The sequence below is a fragment of the Streptomyces sp. NPDC001904 genome (assembly GCF_040297005.1).
Classification (GTDB): Bacteria; Actinomycetota; Actinomycetes; order Streptomycetales; family Streptomycetaceae; genus Streptomyces.
In genome coordinates this window covers 478,931-493,301 of record NZ_JBEOYI010000003.1, presented here as the reverse complement: position 1 = coordinate 493,301, position 14,371 = coordinate 478,931, and the positions used below count along the sequence as shown (strand labels likewise).

General features: G+C 70.3%; 12 protein-coding genes. 7 read left to right on the top strand and 5 right to left on the bottom strand.

The annotated features are described in order from the left end of the window. The first annotated feature begins 8 nt into the window (after nt 1–8). Nucleotides 9–602 (top strand): TetR/AcrR family transcriptional regulator, encoded by a 594-nt coding sequence (locus tag ABT127_RS06970; protein WP_351445361.1) that lies wholly within the window; start codon nt 9–11, stop codon nt 600–602. Between the two features lie 207 nt (nt 603–809). On the opposite strand, the gene ABT127_RS06965 is transcribed toward ABT127_RS06970, so the two are convergent. Next, nucleotides 810–2,237 carry a serine hydrolase domain-containing protein gene (locus tag ABT127_RS06965; RefSeq protein ID WP_351445359.1) on the bottom strand — a complete coding sequence of 476 codons (1,428 nt, stop codon included), beginning with the start codon at nt 2,235–2,237 and terminating at the stop codon, nt 810–812. A 251-nt stretch (nt 2,238–2,488) separates the two neighbouring features. On the opposite strand from ABT127_RS06965, the gene ABT127_RS06960 reads away from it, so the two are divergent. The 3 genes from ABT127_RS06960 to ABT127_RS06950 all read left to right on the top strand — a co-directional run bounded on the left by ABT127_RS06960 (nt 2,489) and on the right by ABT127_RS06950 (nt 6,561). Then, the gene (locus ABT127_RS06960) at nt 2,489–3,424 is read left to right on the top strand and encodes a TauD/TfdA dioxygenase family protein (RefSeq protein ID WP_351445357.1); all 936 of its coding nucleotides are present in this window, start codon (nt 2,489–2,491) and stop codon (nt 3,422–3,424) included. Further along, nucleotides 3,421–4,704, top strand: coding sequence for an MFS transporter (locus tag ABT127_RS06955; protein ID WP_351445355.1), 1,284 nt, complete (start codon nt 3,421–3,423; stop codon nt 4,702–4,704). Before ABT127_RS06960 ends, ABT127_RS06955 begins: the two co-directional genes overlap by 4 nt. 144 nt (nt 4,705–4,848) lie before the next feature. After that, a complete protein-coding gene (locus tag ABT127_RS06950; protein ID WP_351445353.1) occupies nt 4,849–6,561 on the top strand; it encodes an aldehyde dehydrogenase family protein in 1,713 nt (570 codons plus the stop codon). A 67-nt stretch (nt 6,562–6,628) separates the two neighbouring features. Here ABT127_RS06950 and ABT127_RS06945 read toward each other — a convergent pair whose 3' ends face one another. Further along, nucleotides 6,629–7,570 carry a DUF5979 domain-containing protein gene (locus tag ABT127_RS06945; RefSeq protein ID WP_351445352.1) on the bottom strand — a complete coding sequence of 314 codons (942 nt, stop codon included), beginning with the start codon at nt 7,568–7,570 and terminating at the stop codon, nt 6,629–6,631. 13 nt (nt 7,571–7,583) lie between these two features. On the opposite strand from ABT127_RS06945, the gene ABT127_RS06940 reads away from it, so the two are divergent. Beyond that, nucleotides 7,584–7,913 (top strand): hypothetical protein, encoded by a 330-nt coding sequence (locus ABT127_RS06940; RefSeq protein WP_351445350.1) that lies wholly within the window; start codon nt 7,584–7,586, stop codon nt 7,911–7,913. A 752-nt stretch (nt 7,914–8,665) separates the two neighbouring features. On the opposite strand, the gene ABT127_RS06935 is transcribed toward ABT127_RS06940, so the two are convergent. Continuing rightward, a complete protein-coding gene (locus tag ABT127_RS06935; protein WP_351445348.1) occupies nt 8,666–9,805 on the bottom strand; it encodes a magnesium and cobalt transport protein CorA in 1,140 nt (379 codons plus the stop codon). A 115-nt stretch (nt 9,806–9,920) separates the two neighbouring features. Between ABT127_RS06935 and ABT127_RS06930 the strand changes: the two genes are divergently transcribed. Beyond that, a complete protein-coding gene (locus tag ABT127_RS06930) occupies nt 9,921–11,039 on the top strand; it encodes a winged helix DNA-binding domain-containing protein (protein WP_351445346.1) in 1,119 nt (372 codons plus the stop codon). Between the two features lie 19 nt (nt 11,040–11,058). On the opposite strand, the gene ABT127_RS06925 is transcribed toward ABT127_RS06930, so the two are convergent. Continuing rightward, the gene (locus ABT127_RS06925) at nt 11,059–11,703 is read right to left on the bottom strand and encodes a LysE family translocator (RefSeq protein ID WP_351445344.1); all 645 of its coding nucleotides are present in this window, start codon (nt 11,701–11,703) and stop codon (nt 11,059–11,061) included. A gap of 122 nt (nt 11,704–11,825) precedes the next feature. Then, a complete protein-coding gene (locus ABT127_RS06920; protein WP_351445342.1) occupies nt 11,826–12,659 on the bottom strand; it encodes a response regulator transcription factor in 834 nt (277 codons plus the stop codon). Between the two features lie 137 nt (nt 12,660–12,796). Between ABT127_RS06920 and ABT127_RS06915 the strand changes: the two genes are divergently transcribed. Then, on the top strand, nt 12,797–14,338 hold the full coding sequence (locus tag ABT127_RS06915; RefSeq protein ID WP_351445340.1) for an AMP-binding protein: 1,542 nt from the start codon (nt 12,797–12,799) through the stop codon (nt 14,336–14,338). The last annotated feature ends 33 nt before the right edge of the window (nt 14,339–14,371 follow it).

The window sequence follows — 14,371 nt, the reverse complement described above, 5'->3', positions numbered from 1 at the left end:
TCGGCCGCATGGCAGTGCAACAGGGGCAGGCGCGAAGAGGGCCCGGACGGCCGCGGCAGGAGCACGTCACCGGTGCCGTGCTCGACGCCGTGGTGGAACTCGTCGCCGAGCACGGCATGGGCGCGCTGACCATGGACGCCGTCGCGGCCCGCGCCGGGGTCAGTAAGCCGGCCGTCTACCGGCGCTGGCCCACCAAGCAGGACCTCGTCATCGCTGCGGCCGAGTCGCGGATCGGGCCGCTCACCGTCCCTGACATGGGTGACTTCCGTGCCGAGCTGCGCGCGGTGCTCACCGCGCGCATGGAGGCGTACCGGCGACCCGGCATCGACCGGCTGCTCGCCGGGGTGATCGGCGCCTCCGCGGAGGAGGGCGCGGTGCGCGAGGCGTTCCACGCGTACACGCAGCGGGTGACGAGTGAGACCCGGCACGTCCTGGAGCGCGGTCTCGCGCGCGGCGACGTGCGCGCCGACGCCGACCTGACCGCCGCCACGACACTGGTCGCCTCGTCGCTGGTGTTCCGTATGGTCGCCGAGCAGCGGATGCCGGACGAGGCGCTGGTGGAGTCGGTGGCCGACCTGATCGGGCGGGCGGTCGGCGCCTAGCCTGTGCGCCTCGGACATCTGATCCGTTCCGTGCGGGTTGCTGGTCCTGTGGAATCTGGGCTCGCCGTCTGGCCCACCGTGCGCTGCGGGAGTTGATGCTGCGAACCGCAGGCACCCACCAACTGGGCCTCGACCGGATCGCCCGGCGCAGCGAGGCACTGCACATACGCGGAGAAGAGCTGCCGGAAAGCCCCCCTGTGGGCCGTTCTAGGCGACGTCCGGTCTGGTCATCAGGGGAGACCGCACGTGCAGTTCCAGGTTCGGGCCGGTCAGGGGCGGGGTGCTCCACGTCGCTGTCGCGGTGCCCGCATTGGCGTCGACGGTGAGCCGTACCTGGTGCGGGGTGGTGATGACGTAGAGGCTGGCGACGTAGGTGTCGCCCTGCCAGGAGCCGCTCGCCACGATGGGCCGGCCGAGAGGGGCGCACTCGCGCCATTCACCGTGGCCGACCTCCACGTCGAAGATCGATGCGAACTGCACCCGCCATCCTCCGTTGATCGGGTGCACGGTGACCTTGGTTCCGTCGGGAAGGGCCGAGTCCGCCGGCGATGCGTCCAGGGTCGCGGTGACGGTGCGCTCGTCACCGACCGAGCCCGGGACCACCGGGAGTGCCAGGTGTTGCAGCCGCTCGGCCAGAGCCTCGTCGTCCCGGACGCTCGCCGTGTGCCCCACGCCCGGCAGCAGGCATTCCCACACGGCGTCGAGCACCTCCTGGGCTTCACCCTGGGCGGTCACGGCGACGACGAGGTCGTGAGAGGGGATCACCACGCACTGCTGCCCGTAGGAACCCTGGCCGTGGTAACCGCGCCGTGCCATCCAGAACTGGTAGCCGTAGCCGTAGGAGAAGTCCGTCTGGTCTGCCCCGTTGAGGACCCCTTCGCCGGCCGTGTGCCGGCGGGTCGCTTGGTGCACCCAGTCGCACGGGACGAGCTCTTGGCCCCTCCATACGCCGTTGCATCGCAGGAGCTCACCGAAGGCGGCGACGGCCTCGGTCGTCAGGTGCAGTCCGTGGAAGCCGAAGGTAGCGCCACTGGCCACTCGGTCCCACTCGGCGTGGTCGATGCCCATCGGTGTGAACAGCCGCTCGTCCAGGTAGGCGGCAAGTTCCACGCCCGTGACCTGTTCCACCATCCGGGCCAGGACGTACGTGGTCGAATTGTCGTAGACGTGTCGTGTGCCCTCGGGGTGGGTGAACGGCAGGCTCAAGAAGCCCTTCACCAGATCGCCGGGTTCCCTCGCCCACGCCTCAGTGAGGCTGTCGCTTCCATGCCCGGCCGACATGGACAGCAGATGGTGCACGGTGATCCGACGGCTTTGTTCCGACGCATCGGCCGGTACACGCCCGGAAAGCACGTCCACGATGCGGTCATCGAGCGAGAGCAGCCCGTCGCCGATCGCGAGGCCCACCGCAATGGACGTGAACGATTTGGTCAGCGAGTAGAGAAGGTGCGGACGCTCGGCCGAGTAGGGGGCCCACCAGCCCTCGGCGACGACGTGACCGGCGTGCACCACCATGAGCGAGTGGGTCTCGCCCGACCGGGCTTCGAGTCGGTCCAGCATGGCGGAGATCGAGGCCGAGGATATCCCGATCGCGGCCGGTTCGGAGCGGGGAAGCAGCAGGCGGTGAGAGGTCATGCCGACTGTCTAGCAGTCCTGCGCGATCGGCGGACCGCGCCCACCTCGAGCTCGGCACCCCGATGGTTCTCGGCCAGGGGAATCTGAACGTCCACCGGAGTGCTCGGCAGCGCGTGCTCCCGTCCGTTGACGTGGATCGGCGGCGTCTCTTCGAAGGCAATGGTCTCGGACCCCTTGCCCTGTCGCGCCGCAATATCGATACTGCCGGTTACGTAATAGCGTCACCCGTCTCGCTGTGGGGAGTTCCACCCATGCACGACATCGCCTCCGCCCCCGTCGCCGATCCCAAGCCGGTCCTCGACAAGCCCCTGATGCACTACGGCCGCCGTGACCTGGACCGGCTGGCGCCGGGTGCCGAGCAGTTCACGTACGAGCTGCTCGACATCAGCCCGCTCACCCCGCACTTCGGCGCGGTCATCGGAGGCGTGGACCTGACGCGGCCGATCACCGACGCACTCGCCGAGGAACTGCGCCAGGCACTCCTGGAGTGGAAGGTGATCTTCTTCCGGGGGCAGCACGGCTTCGACTCCGCGCAGCACATGGCACTGTCGGCCGTCTGGGGCCCGCCGGAGCCGAACCCGTTCTTCGGGAAGACCGACACCGCAGGCATCTCCCGGCTCGCCAAGGACGCCAAGGCGGCCGGGAACAAGAACATCTGGCACAGCGACCACTCGTTCATGGCGAACCCGTCGCTCGGCGCCGTGCTGCGCGCCGTCGAGGTCCCGGCCGCGGGCGGCGACACCATGTGGGCCGACATGGCGGCCGCGTACGACAACCTGCCCGACGACCTCAAGGCGCGCATCGAGAACCTCACCGCCGTGCACGACTGGGAGGCCAGTTGGGGCGCGCTCATGAACGACGAGCAGAAGGCCGCCTTCCGCCGGAGCTGGCCACAGGTCGAGCACCCGGTCGTCGCCCGGCACCCGCGCACCGGGCGCAAGACGCTGTACGTGAATGAGCCCTTCACCCGTTTCATCAAGGGCGTCAGCGACGAGGAGAGCCGCGAACTCCTCGACATCCTCGTCCTCCAGGCGCGCATCCCCGAGTTCCAGATCCGCTTCCACTGGGAGGCCGACTCGATCGCGATCTGGGACAACATCGCCGTCCAGCACTACGCGGTCAACGACTACTTCCCGCAGCGCCGGGTGATGGAGCGCATCGCCATCGCCGGGGTCCCCCTCTCGTGACCGCGGCGCCGACCCTGGTTCCGGGGCAGGTCGACGGCGACGCCGGTCACGGGCGGCGGGCCTGGACGGTGACCGCACTGCTCGTGGTCTTCATGATGGTCAACTTCGCCGACAAGTCCGTCCTCGGCCTCGCAGCGGATGAGATCCGCGCGGACCTGCACCTGAACGCCACTCAGTTCGGCCTCGCCAACAGCGCGTTCTTTCTGCTCTTCTCCGTCTCTGCGATCGCCGTCGGGATGGCCGCCGACCGGGTCTCGCCGAAGCTGCTCATCCTTGTCATGGCCGTGCTCTGGTCCGTAGCGCAGGTACCGGCGGCGGTCGGTGGCGGGCTCGCCGTGCTCGTAGGGTCGCGGGTGTTCCTCGGCGCGGCGGAGGGGCCCGCCTTCCCCGTCGCCCAACAGGCCACCCTGGCCTGGTTCCCGAACGACCGGCGGAACCTGCCCGGCGCCCTCATCACCGTCGGCATCACGCTCGGCGTGATCGTCTCCGCGCCCACGCTGTCCTGGGTGATCCAGCACCACGGCTGGCGGACCGCGCTGTGGGTGCTGGCCGTGGTGGGGACGGTATGGGCGGCGGCCTGGGCGGTGTTCGGCACGGACAGCCCCCACGGCCGCCCGACGCCGGCGGCCGACGAGGAGGTGGCGGTGAAGATTCCCTACCGCCGGATCTTCGCCAGCCGTACCTGGATCGGCAGCACGATCGCCTACTTCACGAGTTACTGGACCGTGGCCCTGATGCTGGTCTGGCTGCCGTCCTACCTGCGCAACGCCCTCGACTACTCGGCCGGCACCTCGGCCACCCTGGTCGTCGCACCCTGGGCGGTCGGTGCGGTCGTCCTGTTCGGGCAGGTGTGGCTCACCGGTCGGCTGATGCGGCGCGGCGCCGGCAGCAAGACGGCGCGGGGTCGAGTCGGCGCGTGGCTGCTGGTCGTCGGCGCCGCATGCCTGCTTGCCGTCCCATGGGTCGGCAACGTCCTGGCGCAGACCGTGCTGATCTCCGTGGGCCTCGGATTCAGCGGGGCGTACGCGACCGTCGCCGCGACCACCGTCGCCGAGATCGCCCCGCCCGGGCGCAGCGGAGGCGCCCTCGGCCTGATGAACGCGGTCGTCACCGTGGCGGGGCTGCTCGCGCCCGCCGTCGTCGGCACGCTCGTCGATGCCGAGGGGGACTCCGGGTATCAGCATGCCGTGCTCCTGTCGGGCGGGCTCGTTGCGCTCGGCGCGGTGGCCGCGTTCACGCTGATCGATCCGGGGCGCGATGCGGCCCGGTTGCGCCGCTGATTCACGGGGTTTCGCGCAATGCCGACTGCCGCAGGTGGGCGCTACTCGCGCAGTTGCTCCCGTCCCTGTAAATGTGCACCTCCCCACCCCCCCCACCTGTACCGCCCGACACCCGACGATCCCTCACCTCAATGGAGTTGACCTGTGACCGCCGCTTCCGTCCTCGACACCAGCCCGCTCGACCGTGCCGTGGGCGACCTGCGCGAGAACGCCGCGTCCTGGACCGCCACCACCCTCGCGGAGCGCACAGCCCTGCTGGAACGCATGCTCCCGAAGGTCGCCGAAGGCGCCCCCGCGATGGTCGCCGACGCCGCCCGAGCCAAGGGCTACGCCGCCGAGTCCGCCTGGGCCGCAGAGGACTGGACAACCGCGCCCTGGGCGCTGGCCCAGACGATCAGCGCCTATCTGCACGTGCTGCGGCGCCTGGCCGCCGGAGCGGACCCCATCGACGTGAAGGCCGTCCGCCACCACGAGGGCCGCACGGTGGTGGACGTGTTCCCCGCCACGGCCGCCGACCGGCTGCTGCTCAACGGCTTCACCGCCCAGGTGTGGACCCGCCCCGGCACCACCCCCGACCAGGTACTCGCCCGGGCGGCCGGCGAGTACCGGGGGCGCCCCGCAGAGAGCGCCGTCGCCCTCGTGCTCGGCGCGGGCAACGTCGCCGCGATCACCCCGCTCGACATCGTCCACAAGCTGTACGTGGACGGCGAGGTCGTCCTCGCCAAGATGAACCCGGTCAACGCCTATCTCCGCCCGCACTTCGAGCGGGTCTTCGCCGAGTTCGTCGAGCGGGGCTGGGTCCGCTTCGTCGACGGCGGCCCCGCCGAGGGTGCCTACCTCACCACGCACGACGGCGTCGACACCATCCACGTCACCGGCTCCGACCGCACCCACGACGCCATCGTGTGGGGCACCGACGAGCAGGCCGAGGAACGCAGGCGCACCGACGCCCCGCTCAACGACAAGCCGTTCACCAGCGAACTCGGCGGCGTCAGCCCGTGCATCGTCACGCCGGGCCCCTGGACCGACGCCGACCTGCGCTTCCAGGCCGAGCACATCGTCACCAGCAAGCTCAACAACTCCGGACACAACTGCGTCGCCACCCAGATCCTCGTCGTACCCCGCGACTGGGACGGCACCGGGAAGCTGCTCGCCGAGATCCGCAAGGTGCTGCGCGAACTGCCGCCGCGCCCCGACTACTACCCGGGCGCCGAAAGCCGCCGCGCCACCATCGCCGGAGCACACCCCGACGCCGAGCTGATCGGCGACGACACCTGCCGCGTCCTCGTCCCCGACATCACCGACCCCGACGACCCGATGCTCACCGTCGAGGTGTTCGCCAGCGCTCTCGGCGTCGTCCGCCTGCCCGCCGCCGACGCCCCGCAATTCCTGCGCGCGGCGACCGAGTTCGCCAACGACCGGCTCCCCGGCACCCTCGGTGCGACCCTGCTCGTCCACCCGAGGACGGAGCGCGCCCACCGTGCCGCCGTCGACGAGGCGATCGCCGCCCTGCGCTACGGCACCCTCGGCGTCAACTGCTGGTCCGCCTTCGGCTTCCTGCTCGGCTACACGCCCTGGGGCGCGTTCCCCGGCCACACCCGCCAGGACATCGGCAGCGGCATCGGCTTCGTGCACAACGCGTTCATGATCGAGGACGTCGAGAAGACCGTGCTGCGGGCTCCGTTCGCACCGTCGCCGCGTGGCCTGTTCACCGGCGCACCGTCACTGTCCCCGCGTCCGCCGTACTACGTCACCAACCGGACGGGCCTGACCACGATGCGCCGCCTCACCGCCTACACCGTCGACCCGAAGGTCTCCCGGCTGCCCGGCATCTTCGCGTCGGCGTTGCGCGGCTGACGTCCCACGACACGGGAAGACCCCGGGCGAGACTCCTCGCCCGGGGCCTTCCCGTGCTGCCGTGGGATCAGCGGCGGCTGCCGCGGGCTACCTTGCGGACCGCGAACCCGGCCGCGAGGGCAAGCACCATGAGCAGCGCCCCTAGGAGCGTCCAGTCGGTGGTCCCGGTGTCGGCCAGGTTGCCCTTGTCACCGTGGCCGCCCGGATGGTCAGGGGTGTCGGGCGTCTCGGGGAAGGTGTTGGTCACGTCGACCGAGGCGGACCCGTCCACCACGACCTTCCCGTCGGTACCGCCGTCGGACGTCTTGTAGGTGACCGTGTCACCGCTCGGCACATCCGTCTCGGTCACCGTGCACTCGGCGCCCTTCGGGACGCTGACGGTGCGGCTCTCGCCGTCGTTCAGCTCGAACGCGCTGTCTTCGCCGGCCAGCGGCACATCGCCCTGGCCGGTGGTGCAGGCCAGCTTGAAGGCGTACGGTCCGGCGCCGCCGTTCACGACGTGCTTGGTGACGACGATCTCGCCGGCCGGAAAGGTGTTGGTGACCGTGATGGTGGCGTCGCTGGCGGCCGAGATCACGGCCGGGTTGTCGGCGCTGCCGTGGTCGACGACCGCCTTCTCGGCGCCGCCGGTGTCCACCTCCTCGGCCCAGCACCGGGAGTTGACGGGAAGCGGCTTGATGGTGACCGGCTCGTCCGCGGTGACCTCGTAGGTCTTGTGCAGGACGCGTCCGGTGGGCTTGCCCGCGGCGTCCGGCAGGGCGCAGGAGACCTCGACCTCGAAGGCGCGGCCGTCGGCGTACTGCGCGGCATCCCCGTCGACCGACTTGACCAGTTGCAGGGCACCGAACTCGAAGGAGTTCGTGATCCGCGCCGTCTCCACGGTGTTCTTGCCGTAGCCCGGCTTGATGGTGATCCTCACCGGGTCGCCGGCGGGGTGGTCGCTGGAGCCGCCGCGGGCCGAGGTCTCCCACACGGTGCACTCGGCGCCGGCATGGGTAGAGGCGGGCATCCTCACTCCAGGCATGACCCTGCTCACCGACGACGGCAGCACCGTCACCGTCCAGAGCAACAAGGCCTTCACCAAGCGAACGCACACCTATATGTACTCGCCGGTAAGACGCCTATCCTGGTTCACAATTCGTGCACGCCCATCGGAGTTACGGCTGACGCTTGTGTCGATCAACCCTGTAGTACTGCAGGGGCGCAATGGTCGGCGGGTTCGCGACACGCTAGGAAAGATACGGAAAGATTTCCAGGATGAAACGGAAATAGAACTTTCCCTGTATGCGCCTGACAGTATTCCGACTTTCAAGTCGTCGATTCCCGGAACGGATTTCACGAGGGTGCGATGAGCGATAATGTTCTCAGGCTCATGGTGGATGAGGCTGAAGTGTCTGTTTTTGCGACCCAGCGATTGCTGCAGCGGTCTCCACATCCCGGCGGGCATCGATACGAACTGATTCTGCAAGATCGAGCCCTGATCGAGCGCTGGTTTCGCGATGTGGAATCGCGGGAGTCGCCAGGATCGGATGTTCAGTGGCTGATTTTCTACGGTCTTGACAGGGTTGCTGGTGAGATTGATAGCGGGTCTGCGGGTAAGGTTGATTACTTGCTGAACTCCGTCGAATCATTCCATGTGGGAAATGGGGAAATTATCGTCAGTGGTGTGTGCTCAAGGGTTGCGGATCCCGCTTCTAGGGAGCCCTCTGGGGTGCGGCGGCTTTTGCCCTGTGATCGGGGATGCTCCGGGGAGTCTGATGGCCCGGCCGCGGTGTCCCATAGGTGATCTCCGGGGCGCTTCTGCTGCCGGGTGTGAATCACACCGAGTTCGGTGTGGGCAGTCGCTCGGCCGACCTCGGCGAACAGGGAGGCCGGGCGGGTTTGCTGCGCCGGTTGGACGACTTGGAGTGGCATTCGATTCCCCCCGGATTCTCCCCAGCATCGAGAAGCAGTCAAAAGGCCAGGTCAGAGGCATAGTTCTGGCAGGGCGAGGAGATCACCCGCATCACTTCTCCCCAGGGGCTCCCCAGCGCCCCAAATCGGTGGTTTGTGAAGGAGCCGCAGAAGTAAACCATGTGCGCGGCGCGAGTGGGTCGGTCCCTCTCTAGAGCCAGTCCCGCCGCTTGAAAATAACGTACAAACCGGTACAGACAACCCCCATCAAGCCGATCGCGAAGGGATATCCGAGGCTCCAGCTCAACTCGGGCATCCGCTCGAAGTTCATGCCGTAGATGGTTCCCACGAGTGTGGGTGCAAAGAGAATTGCGGCCCAAGCCGAAATCTTCTTGATCTCCTCGTTCTGCTCGAACCCCGCCTCCGCAAGCGCCCGCATCTCCGCGTTCTGCTGCTGGGTCACCAGGGTCGCGTTCACCGTCAGGATGTCGGCGAGCGCCTGGCGGAAGGCGTCGACGCGTTCGCTGGTGTGGGTGACGTGGTCGGCCACGTCGCGCAGGTAGCTCTGCAGTTCCTCGTCCGTGCCGTACTTGGCGAAGCCCGCCATCAGGCCGTGCAGCATGCCGACCAGGGGGCGGGTGGCGCGCTGGAACTCGACCATTTCGCGGGAGAGTTCGTAGATGCGGCGGGAGACCTCGGGGGCGCCGGAGAAGACCTCCGTCTCGATCTCGTCGATGTCGTTCTGGACACCGTCCACGACCGGGGCGTAGCCGTCGACGACCGCGTCGAGGATCGCGTACAGGATCGCCTCGGGGCCGAGCCTGAGGAGGTCGGGGGAGTTCTCCATGCGGCGGCGCACCGCCGACAGGTCCGGTGCCGCGCCGTGCCGGACCGTGATCACGAAGTCCGCGCCGACGAACACGTGCAGCTCGCCGAAGTCGACCTCCTCGGAGGCGTCGAGATAGCGGGCCGCGCGCAGCACCACGAAGAGCGTCTCGCCGTACCGCTCCAGCTTGGGCCGCTGATGTGCCTCCAACGCGTCCTCGACGGCGAGTTCATGCAGGTCGAACTCGGCCGCGAGGGACTTGAGCTCCGTCTCCGTGGGGCGGGCCAGACCGATCCACGCCGTCGTCCGCGGCTCCTCGCGCAACTGGCGGTACGTGTCCGTGAGCGACGCGGGACTCGCCACCCGCACCCCGTCCCGGTACAGCGCCGCGTGCACCACGCTGTCGGGCGGCGGGTCCTGCGCGGCGGCGGGTTCCGCGCCGGGCGTGGCGGGCGATCCGGCCGGCGGGCGCGGGTCCACGCCCCGGCGCCAGGTGTAGCGGCGTCCATCCTGCCGTCGCGGCATCGCCGCCTCCTTCCGGTGGTGCGAGGGTCCCGGGCAGCGTAACCAGCGAAACCCACCCGCGGGGGCAGCGGCATCGCGGACAGCAGCTGACCTCATGGCCCGCTACCGTCCCCTCATGACGACGAAGCCGATCACCGCGCGCGCCCTCGGCCGGGCCACCCTGGAGCGGCAACTCCTGCTCCGCCGCAGCCCGATGAAGACCGAGGAGGCCGTCGCCCACCTCGTCGGACTCCAGGCGCAGGAGGTCCGCCCGCCCTACCTCGCGCTCGCCGCCCGCCTCGACGGTTTCACGCCCGCCGCCCTCTCCGACGCCCTCGCCGCGCGGCGCGTGGCCCGCATCGTCACGATGCGCTCCACGATCCACCTGCACACCGCCGAGGACTGCATGACACTGCGCCCCCTGGTGCAGCCCGCCCGGGAGCGCGAACTGCGCCTGTTCCGCAAGGGCCTCGACGGGGTCGACCTCGACCGGCTCAACGCCCTGACCCGTCCGTACGTCGAACAGGAGCCGCGCACCCCGAAGGAGATCCGTCACCTGCTCCTCGACGAGTGGCCGGACGCCGACCCGCAGGCCCTGATGATCGCGGCCCGCGCCGGTCTGCCGCTCGTCCAGGTCACCCCGCGCGGCCTGTGGCGGCGCAGCGGCGGCGTGCGCCTGACCACCGCCGAGCACTGGTTCGACCTGCCCACCGCGGCCACCCCCGCCCCCGACGCCACGATCCTGCGCTACCTCGGCGCTTTCGGACCCGCCTCCGTGAAGGACTTCCAGCAGTGGGCCGGCCTCACCCGCACCAAGGAGGCCTTCGATCGGCTGCGGCCCGAGCTGGTGACGTTCCGCGACGAGCACGGCGTGGAGCTCTTCGACCTGCCCGACGCCCCGCGCCCCGACGAGGACACCCCGGCACCGCCCCGGCTGCTCGCCGAGTTCGACAACCTCCTCCTCTCGCACGCCGACCGCACCCGCGTCATCGACGAGGCCGACCGGGGCCGCAACTGGCAGGTGAACACCGCCTACTTGACCTTCCTCGTCGACGGGATGCTCGCCGGCCTTTGGACCCTGAAGGAGCCGAAGAGAGCCACCGGCGACGGCACGGGCAGCGTGCTCACCCTCGAACCCTTCCGCCCGCTCACCCGCGCCCAGCGCGAGGAACTCGTCGCCGAGGCGGAGCGCACCGCCGCCGTCCTGGAGGCACCCGGCCCGGTCACCGTCGACTTCGGCACCGTCCGCACCTGAGCCGCAGGCGCCGAAGCACTCAGTCGGCGCGGCCCGTCGCCGCCACCGTCACCCCGAGACCTATCAGCGCGAAACCACCCGTCCCGCCGATCATCGACAGACGACGGTCCGAGCGCGCGAACCAGTCGCGCGCCGCCGACGCCGTCAGCCCCCACAGCGTGTCCGTGACCAGGCCGATGCCGATCGGTATCAGGCCGAGCAGCAGCATCTGGAGCGGCACGTGCCCCGCGTCGTGGTTCACGAACTGCGGGAGCACCGCCGCGAAGAACACGATCCCCTTCGGATTGGTGACGCCCACCAGAATCCCGTCGGCCACCGTCCGTCCGGTGCCCTTCGCGGGACCCGCCGGGCCGCGCAGGTCCGCCACCTTCATGGCGTGCCGGTGCCGGAACGCCTGGACGCCCAGGTAGACCAGATACGCCGCGCCCGCGAGCTTCACCGCCACGAACAGCGCCGCAGACCGCTCCACCAGCGAACCGACGCCGAGGGCCACCGCCACCACCAGCAGATACGAGCCGACGAGATTGCCCAGCGCCGTTGCCACCGCCGTGCGTCTGCCGTGCGCGAGCGCCCGCCCGATCACGAACAGCACGCTCGGCCCCGGGATCACGATCACCAGCAGCGACATCGCCGCGAACGCCAGACACCTGTCCGTCGACACCACACGCCCACCCCCATCCGTCCACGCCGGCTCCGGGACGCCATCCCACCATCCCCTCGTACGCCATTGAAGACCACGGCACCGACAATCGGGCCGGACCGGGCCCCGCCGACCGCGACGGCTGACTACGGCAGCAGCCCCGCCCGCCGCGCCTGCGCCACCGCCTCACCCCGGGTGTGCGCCCCCAGCCTGCGCATCGCCGAACGCAGATACCCCTTGACGGTCTCGGGGCGCAGGCCGAGCCGCTCGGCGGCCACCGCGTTCGTCGCGCCCGCCGCCACACACGCCAGCACATCGACCTCGCGGGGCGCGAGCGTCAGAGCCGTCTCCCGCTCCGGCGGCGCCCCGGCGGACGCCAACCGGCCGCACACCGCGAGGAGTTCGGCCCGCAGGGCCGGATCGACGATCCTCGGGGCGAGCGCGCGCAGCGCACCGTGCGCCTCGCGGACCTCCTCCCACGCGCCGGTTCCCTCGGTCGCCGGTGCGGTCGCCGCGGACAGCAGCTCGTGCGCCTCGTCGCGCACCACCAGCGCCTGCTCCACGTCACGGGCCGCCGCGAGCGCCGCGGTCAGCACCCGGTCGCCCAGCGGCTGGGCGGTGCGCAGCGCCCCGTACAGCACGCCCCGCACCCGGCGCCGTACGACGACGGGCACCGCGAGGACCGAGCGCAGGCCCTCGGCCGCGACGGCGGTGTCGTACTCGTGGCTGATGTGCCGCGAGTCGGGGTAGTCCGTGACGGCGCAGGCCCGGGCCAGGGAGAGGGCCTTGCCGCCGAGCCCGTTGCCCGTGGCCACCGCGAGACCGCGCAGCGAGTGGGTCGCCGCGCCGCTCAGCTCGCCGATGCGCACGTGTCCCGGGCCCGCTGTCAGCCCGCCGAACGCGACCGGCAGCTCGGTGCCCCGGCGCAGCCGCACCAGCGCCGTCCGCAGCTCCACGTCCTCGGAGATGTCCGCGCTCACCCTCGATCTCCCTGCTGTGCTCTGTTCACCCCCGTTCGGGGGTGGTGAGATCCGCGTCACGGACTACACGATGTCAGACACGGTCGGCAAGGGCCGGGTCCGCGGCGCCGCGGACACCCAGGGAGCGGGAGAGAACGATGCGTGTTCCGATGACGATCAGCGACTTCTTGGACCGGGCCGAGCTGGGCTTCGCCCGGAGTCCCGGGGTGATCGACGAACCCGACCAGCCGAGCGCGCCCGTGCCGACATCGACGTACGGACGGCTCGGTGAGCGGGTACGGGCGTGGCAGGCGGGTCTGGACGCGCTCGGTGTCGGCGAGGGCGAGCGCGTCGCCGTGCTCAGCCACAACTCGTCCCGCCTCCTGGAACTGCTGTTCGCGGTGCCGATGAGCGGCCGGATCGCCGTACCGGTCAACTTCCGGCTGAAGGCCGAGGAGATCGAGTACGTGGTGCGGCAGAGCGGCGCGTCGGTGCTGCTCGTCGACCCCGAGGTGGAGGAGATCAGCGCGAAGGCCGAGGCGGCCCACCGGTTCGTCCTCGGCGAGCAGACCGAGACCGAGCTGATGCGCTTCGGAGTGGAGCCGCGCCCCTGGTCGGCCCCCGACGAGGACGCCACCGCCACCATCAACTACACGTCGGGAACGACCGCGCGCCCCAAGGGCGTCCAGCTCACCCACCGCAACATCTGGGTGAACGGCCTGACCTTCGGCCTGCACACCCGGGCCTGGGAGCAGGACGTGTACATGCACACCCTGCCGATGTTCCACTGCAACGGCTGGGGCATGCCGTTCGTCGCCGCCGGGCTCGGCATGAAGCAGGTCGTGCTCCGCAAGGTCGACGGGACCGAGATCCTGCGGCGCGTGGACGAGCACGGGGTGACGCTGATGTGCGGCGCGCCCGCGGTGTGGAACGCGGTCCTCGACGCGGCGGCCGGCTGGGACGGCGCGATCCCCGGACGCGACCGGGTGCGGATCGTGTGCGCGGGCGCCCCGCCGCCGAGCCGCATGATCCAGCGGGTGGAGCAGGAGCTGGGCTGGGAGTTCACGCAGATCTACGGTCTCACCGAGACGTCCCCGGTGCTGACGTTCAACCGCGCGCGGCCGGAGGAGTCCCTGTTGCCCGCCGAGGAGCGGGCCCGGCGCCAGTCGCGGGCCGGTGTGCCCGCGCTGGGCGTGAAGCTGCGCGTCGCCGACTCCGGCGAGGTGCTGGCCCGGTCGAACGTCGTGCTCGACGGCTACTGGGAGAAGCCGGAGGAGACCGCCGCGGCCCTGGAGGACGACTGGTTCCACACCGGGGACGGCGGCACCATCGACCCGGCGGACGGCCATCTGACGATCTCGGACCGCAAGAAGGACGTCATCATCACCGGCGGGGAGAACGTGTCGTCGATCGAGGTCGAGGACACCGTCTTCAGCCACCCCGAGGTGGCCGAGGTCGCGGTCATCGGCGTGCCGGACCCCAAGTGGGGCGAGACCATCAAGGCCCTGGTGGTGCTCGTGGACGGCGCGACGGTGACCGAGGCCGAGATCATCGCGTACTGCAAGGAGCGGGTGGCGGGATACAAGGCGCCCACGACCGTGGAGTTCCGGGACGCCATCCCGCGCACGGCCACCGGCAAGATCCAGAAGTTCAAGCTGCGCGAGCCGTACTGGGCGGGGCGGGAGCGCGGCGTCAACTGACCCGGGGTCGCGCCGGGCGACACCATGACCCGA

What these genes read in the sequence shown, in the direction of transcription:
- ABT127_RS06970 (WP_351445361.1), top strand. Translation starts at nt 9, where the DNA reads ATGGCAGTGCAACAGGGGCAGGCGCGAAGAGGGCCCGGACGGCCGCGG.
- ABT127_RS06965 (WP_351445359.1), bottom strand. Translation starts at nt 2,237, where the DNA reads ATGACCTCTCACCGCCTGCTGCTTCCCCGCTCCGAACCGGCCGCGATC.
- ABT127_RS06960 (WP_351445357.1), top strand. Translation starts at nt 2,489, where the DNA reads ATGCACGACATCGCCTCCGCCCCCGTCGCCGATCCCAAGCCGGTCCTC.
- ABT127_RS06945 (WP_351445352.1), bottom strand. Translation starts at nt 7,570, where the DNA reads ATGCCCGCCTCTACCCATGCCGGCGCCGAGTGCACCGTGTGGGAGACC.
- ABT127_RS06940 (WP_351445350.1), top strand. Translation starts at nt 7,584, where the DNA reads ATGACCCTGCTCACCGACGACGGCAGCACCGTCACCGTCCAGAGCAAC.
- ABT127_RS06935 (WP_351445348.1), bottom strand. Translation starts at nt 9,805, where the DNA reads ATGCCGCGACGGCAGGATGGACGCCGCTACACCTGGCGCCGGGGCGTG.
- ABT127_RS06930 (WP_351445346.1), top strand. Translation starts at nt 9,921, where the DNA reads ATGACGACGAAGCCGATCACCGCGCGCGCCCTCGGCCGGGCCACCCTG.
- ABT127_RS06915 (WP_351445340.1), top strand. Translation starts at nt 12,797, where the DNA reads ATGCGTGTTCCGATGACGATCAGCGACTTCTTGGACCGGGCCGAGCTG.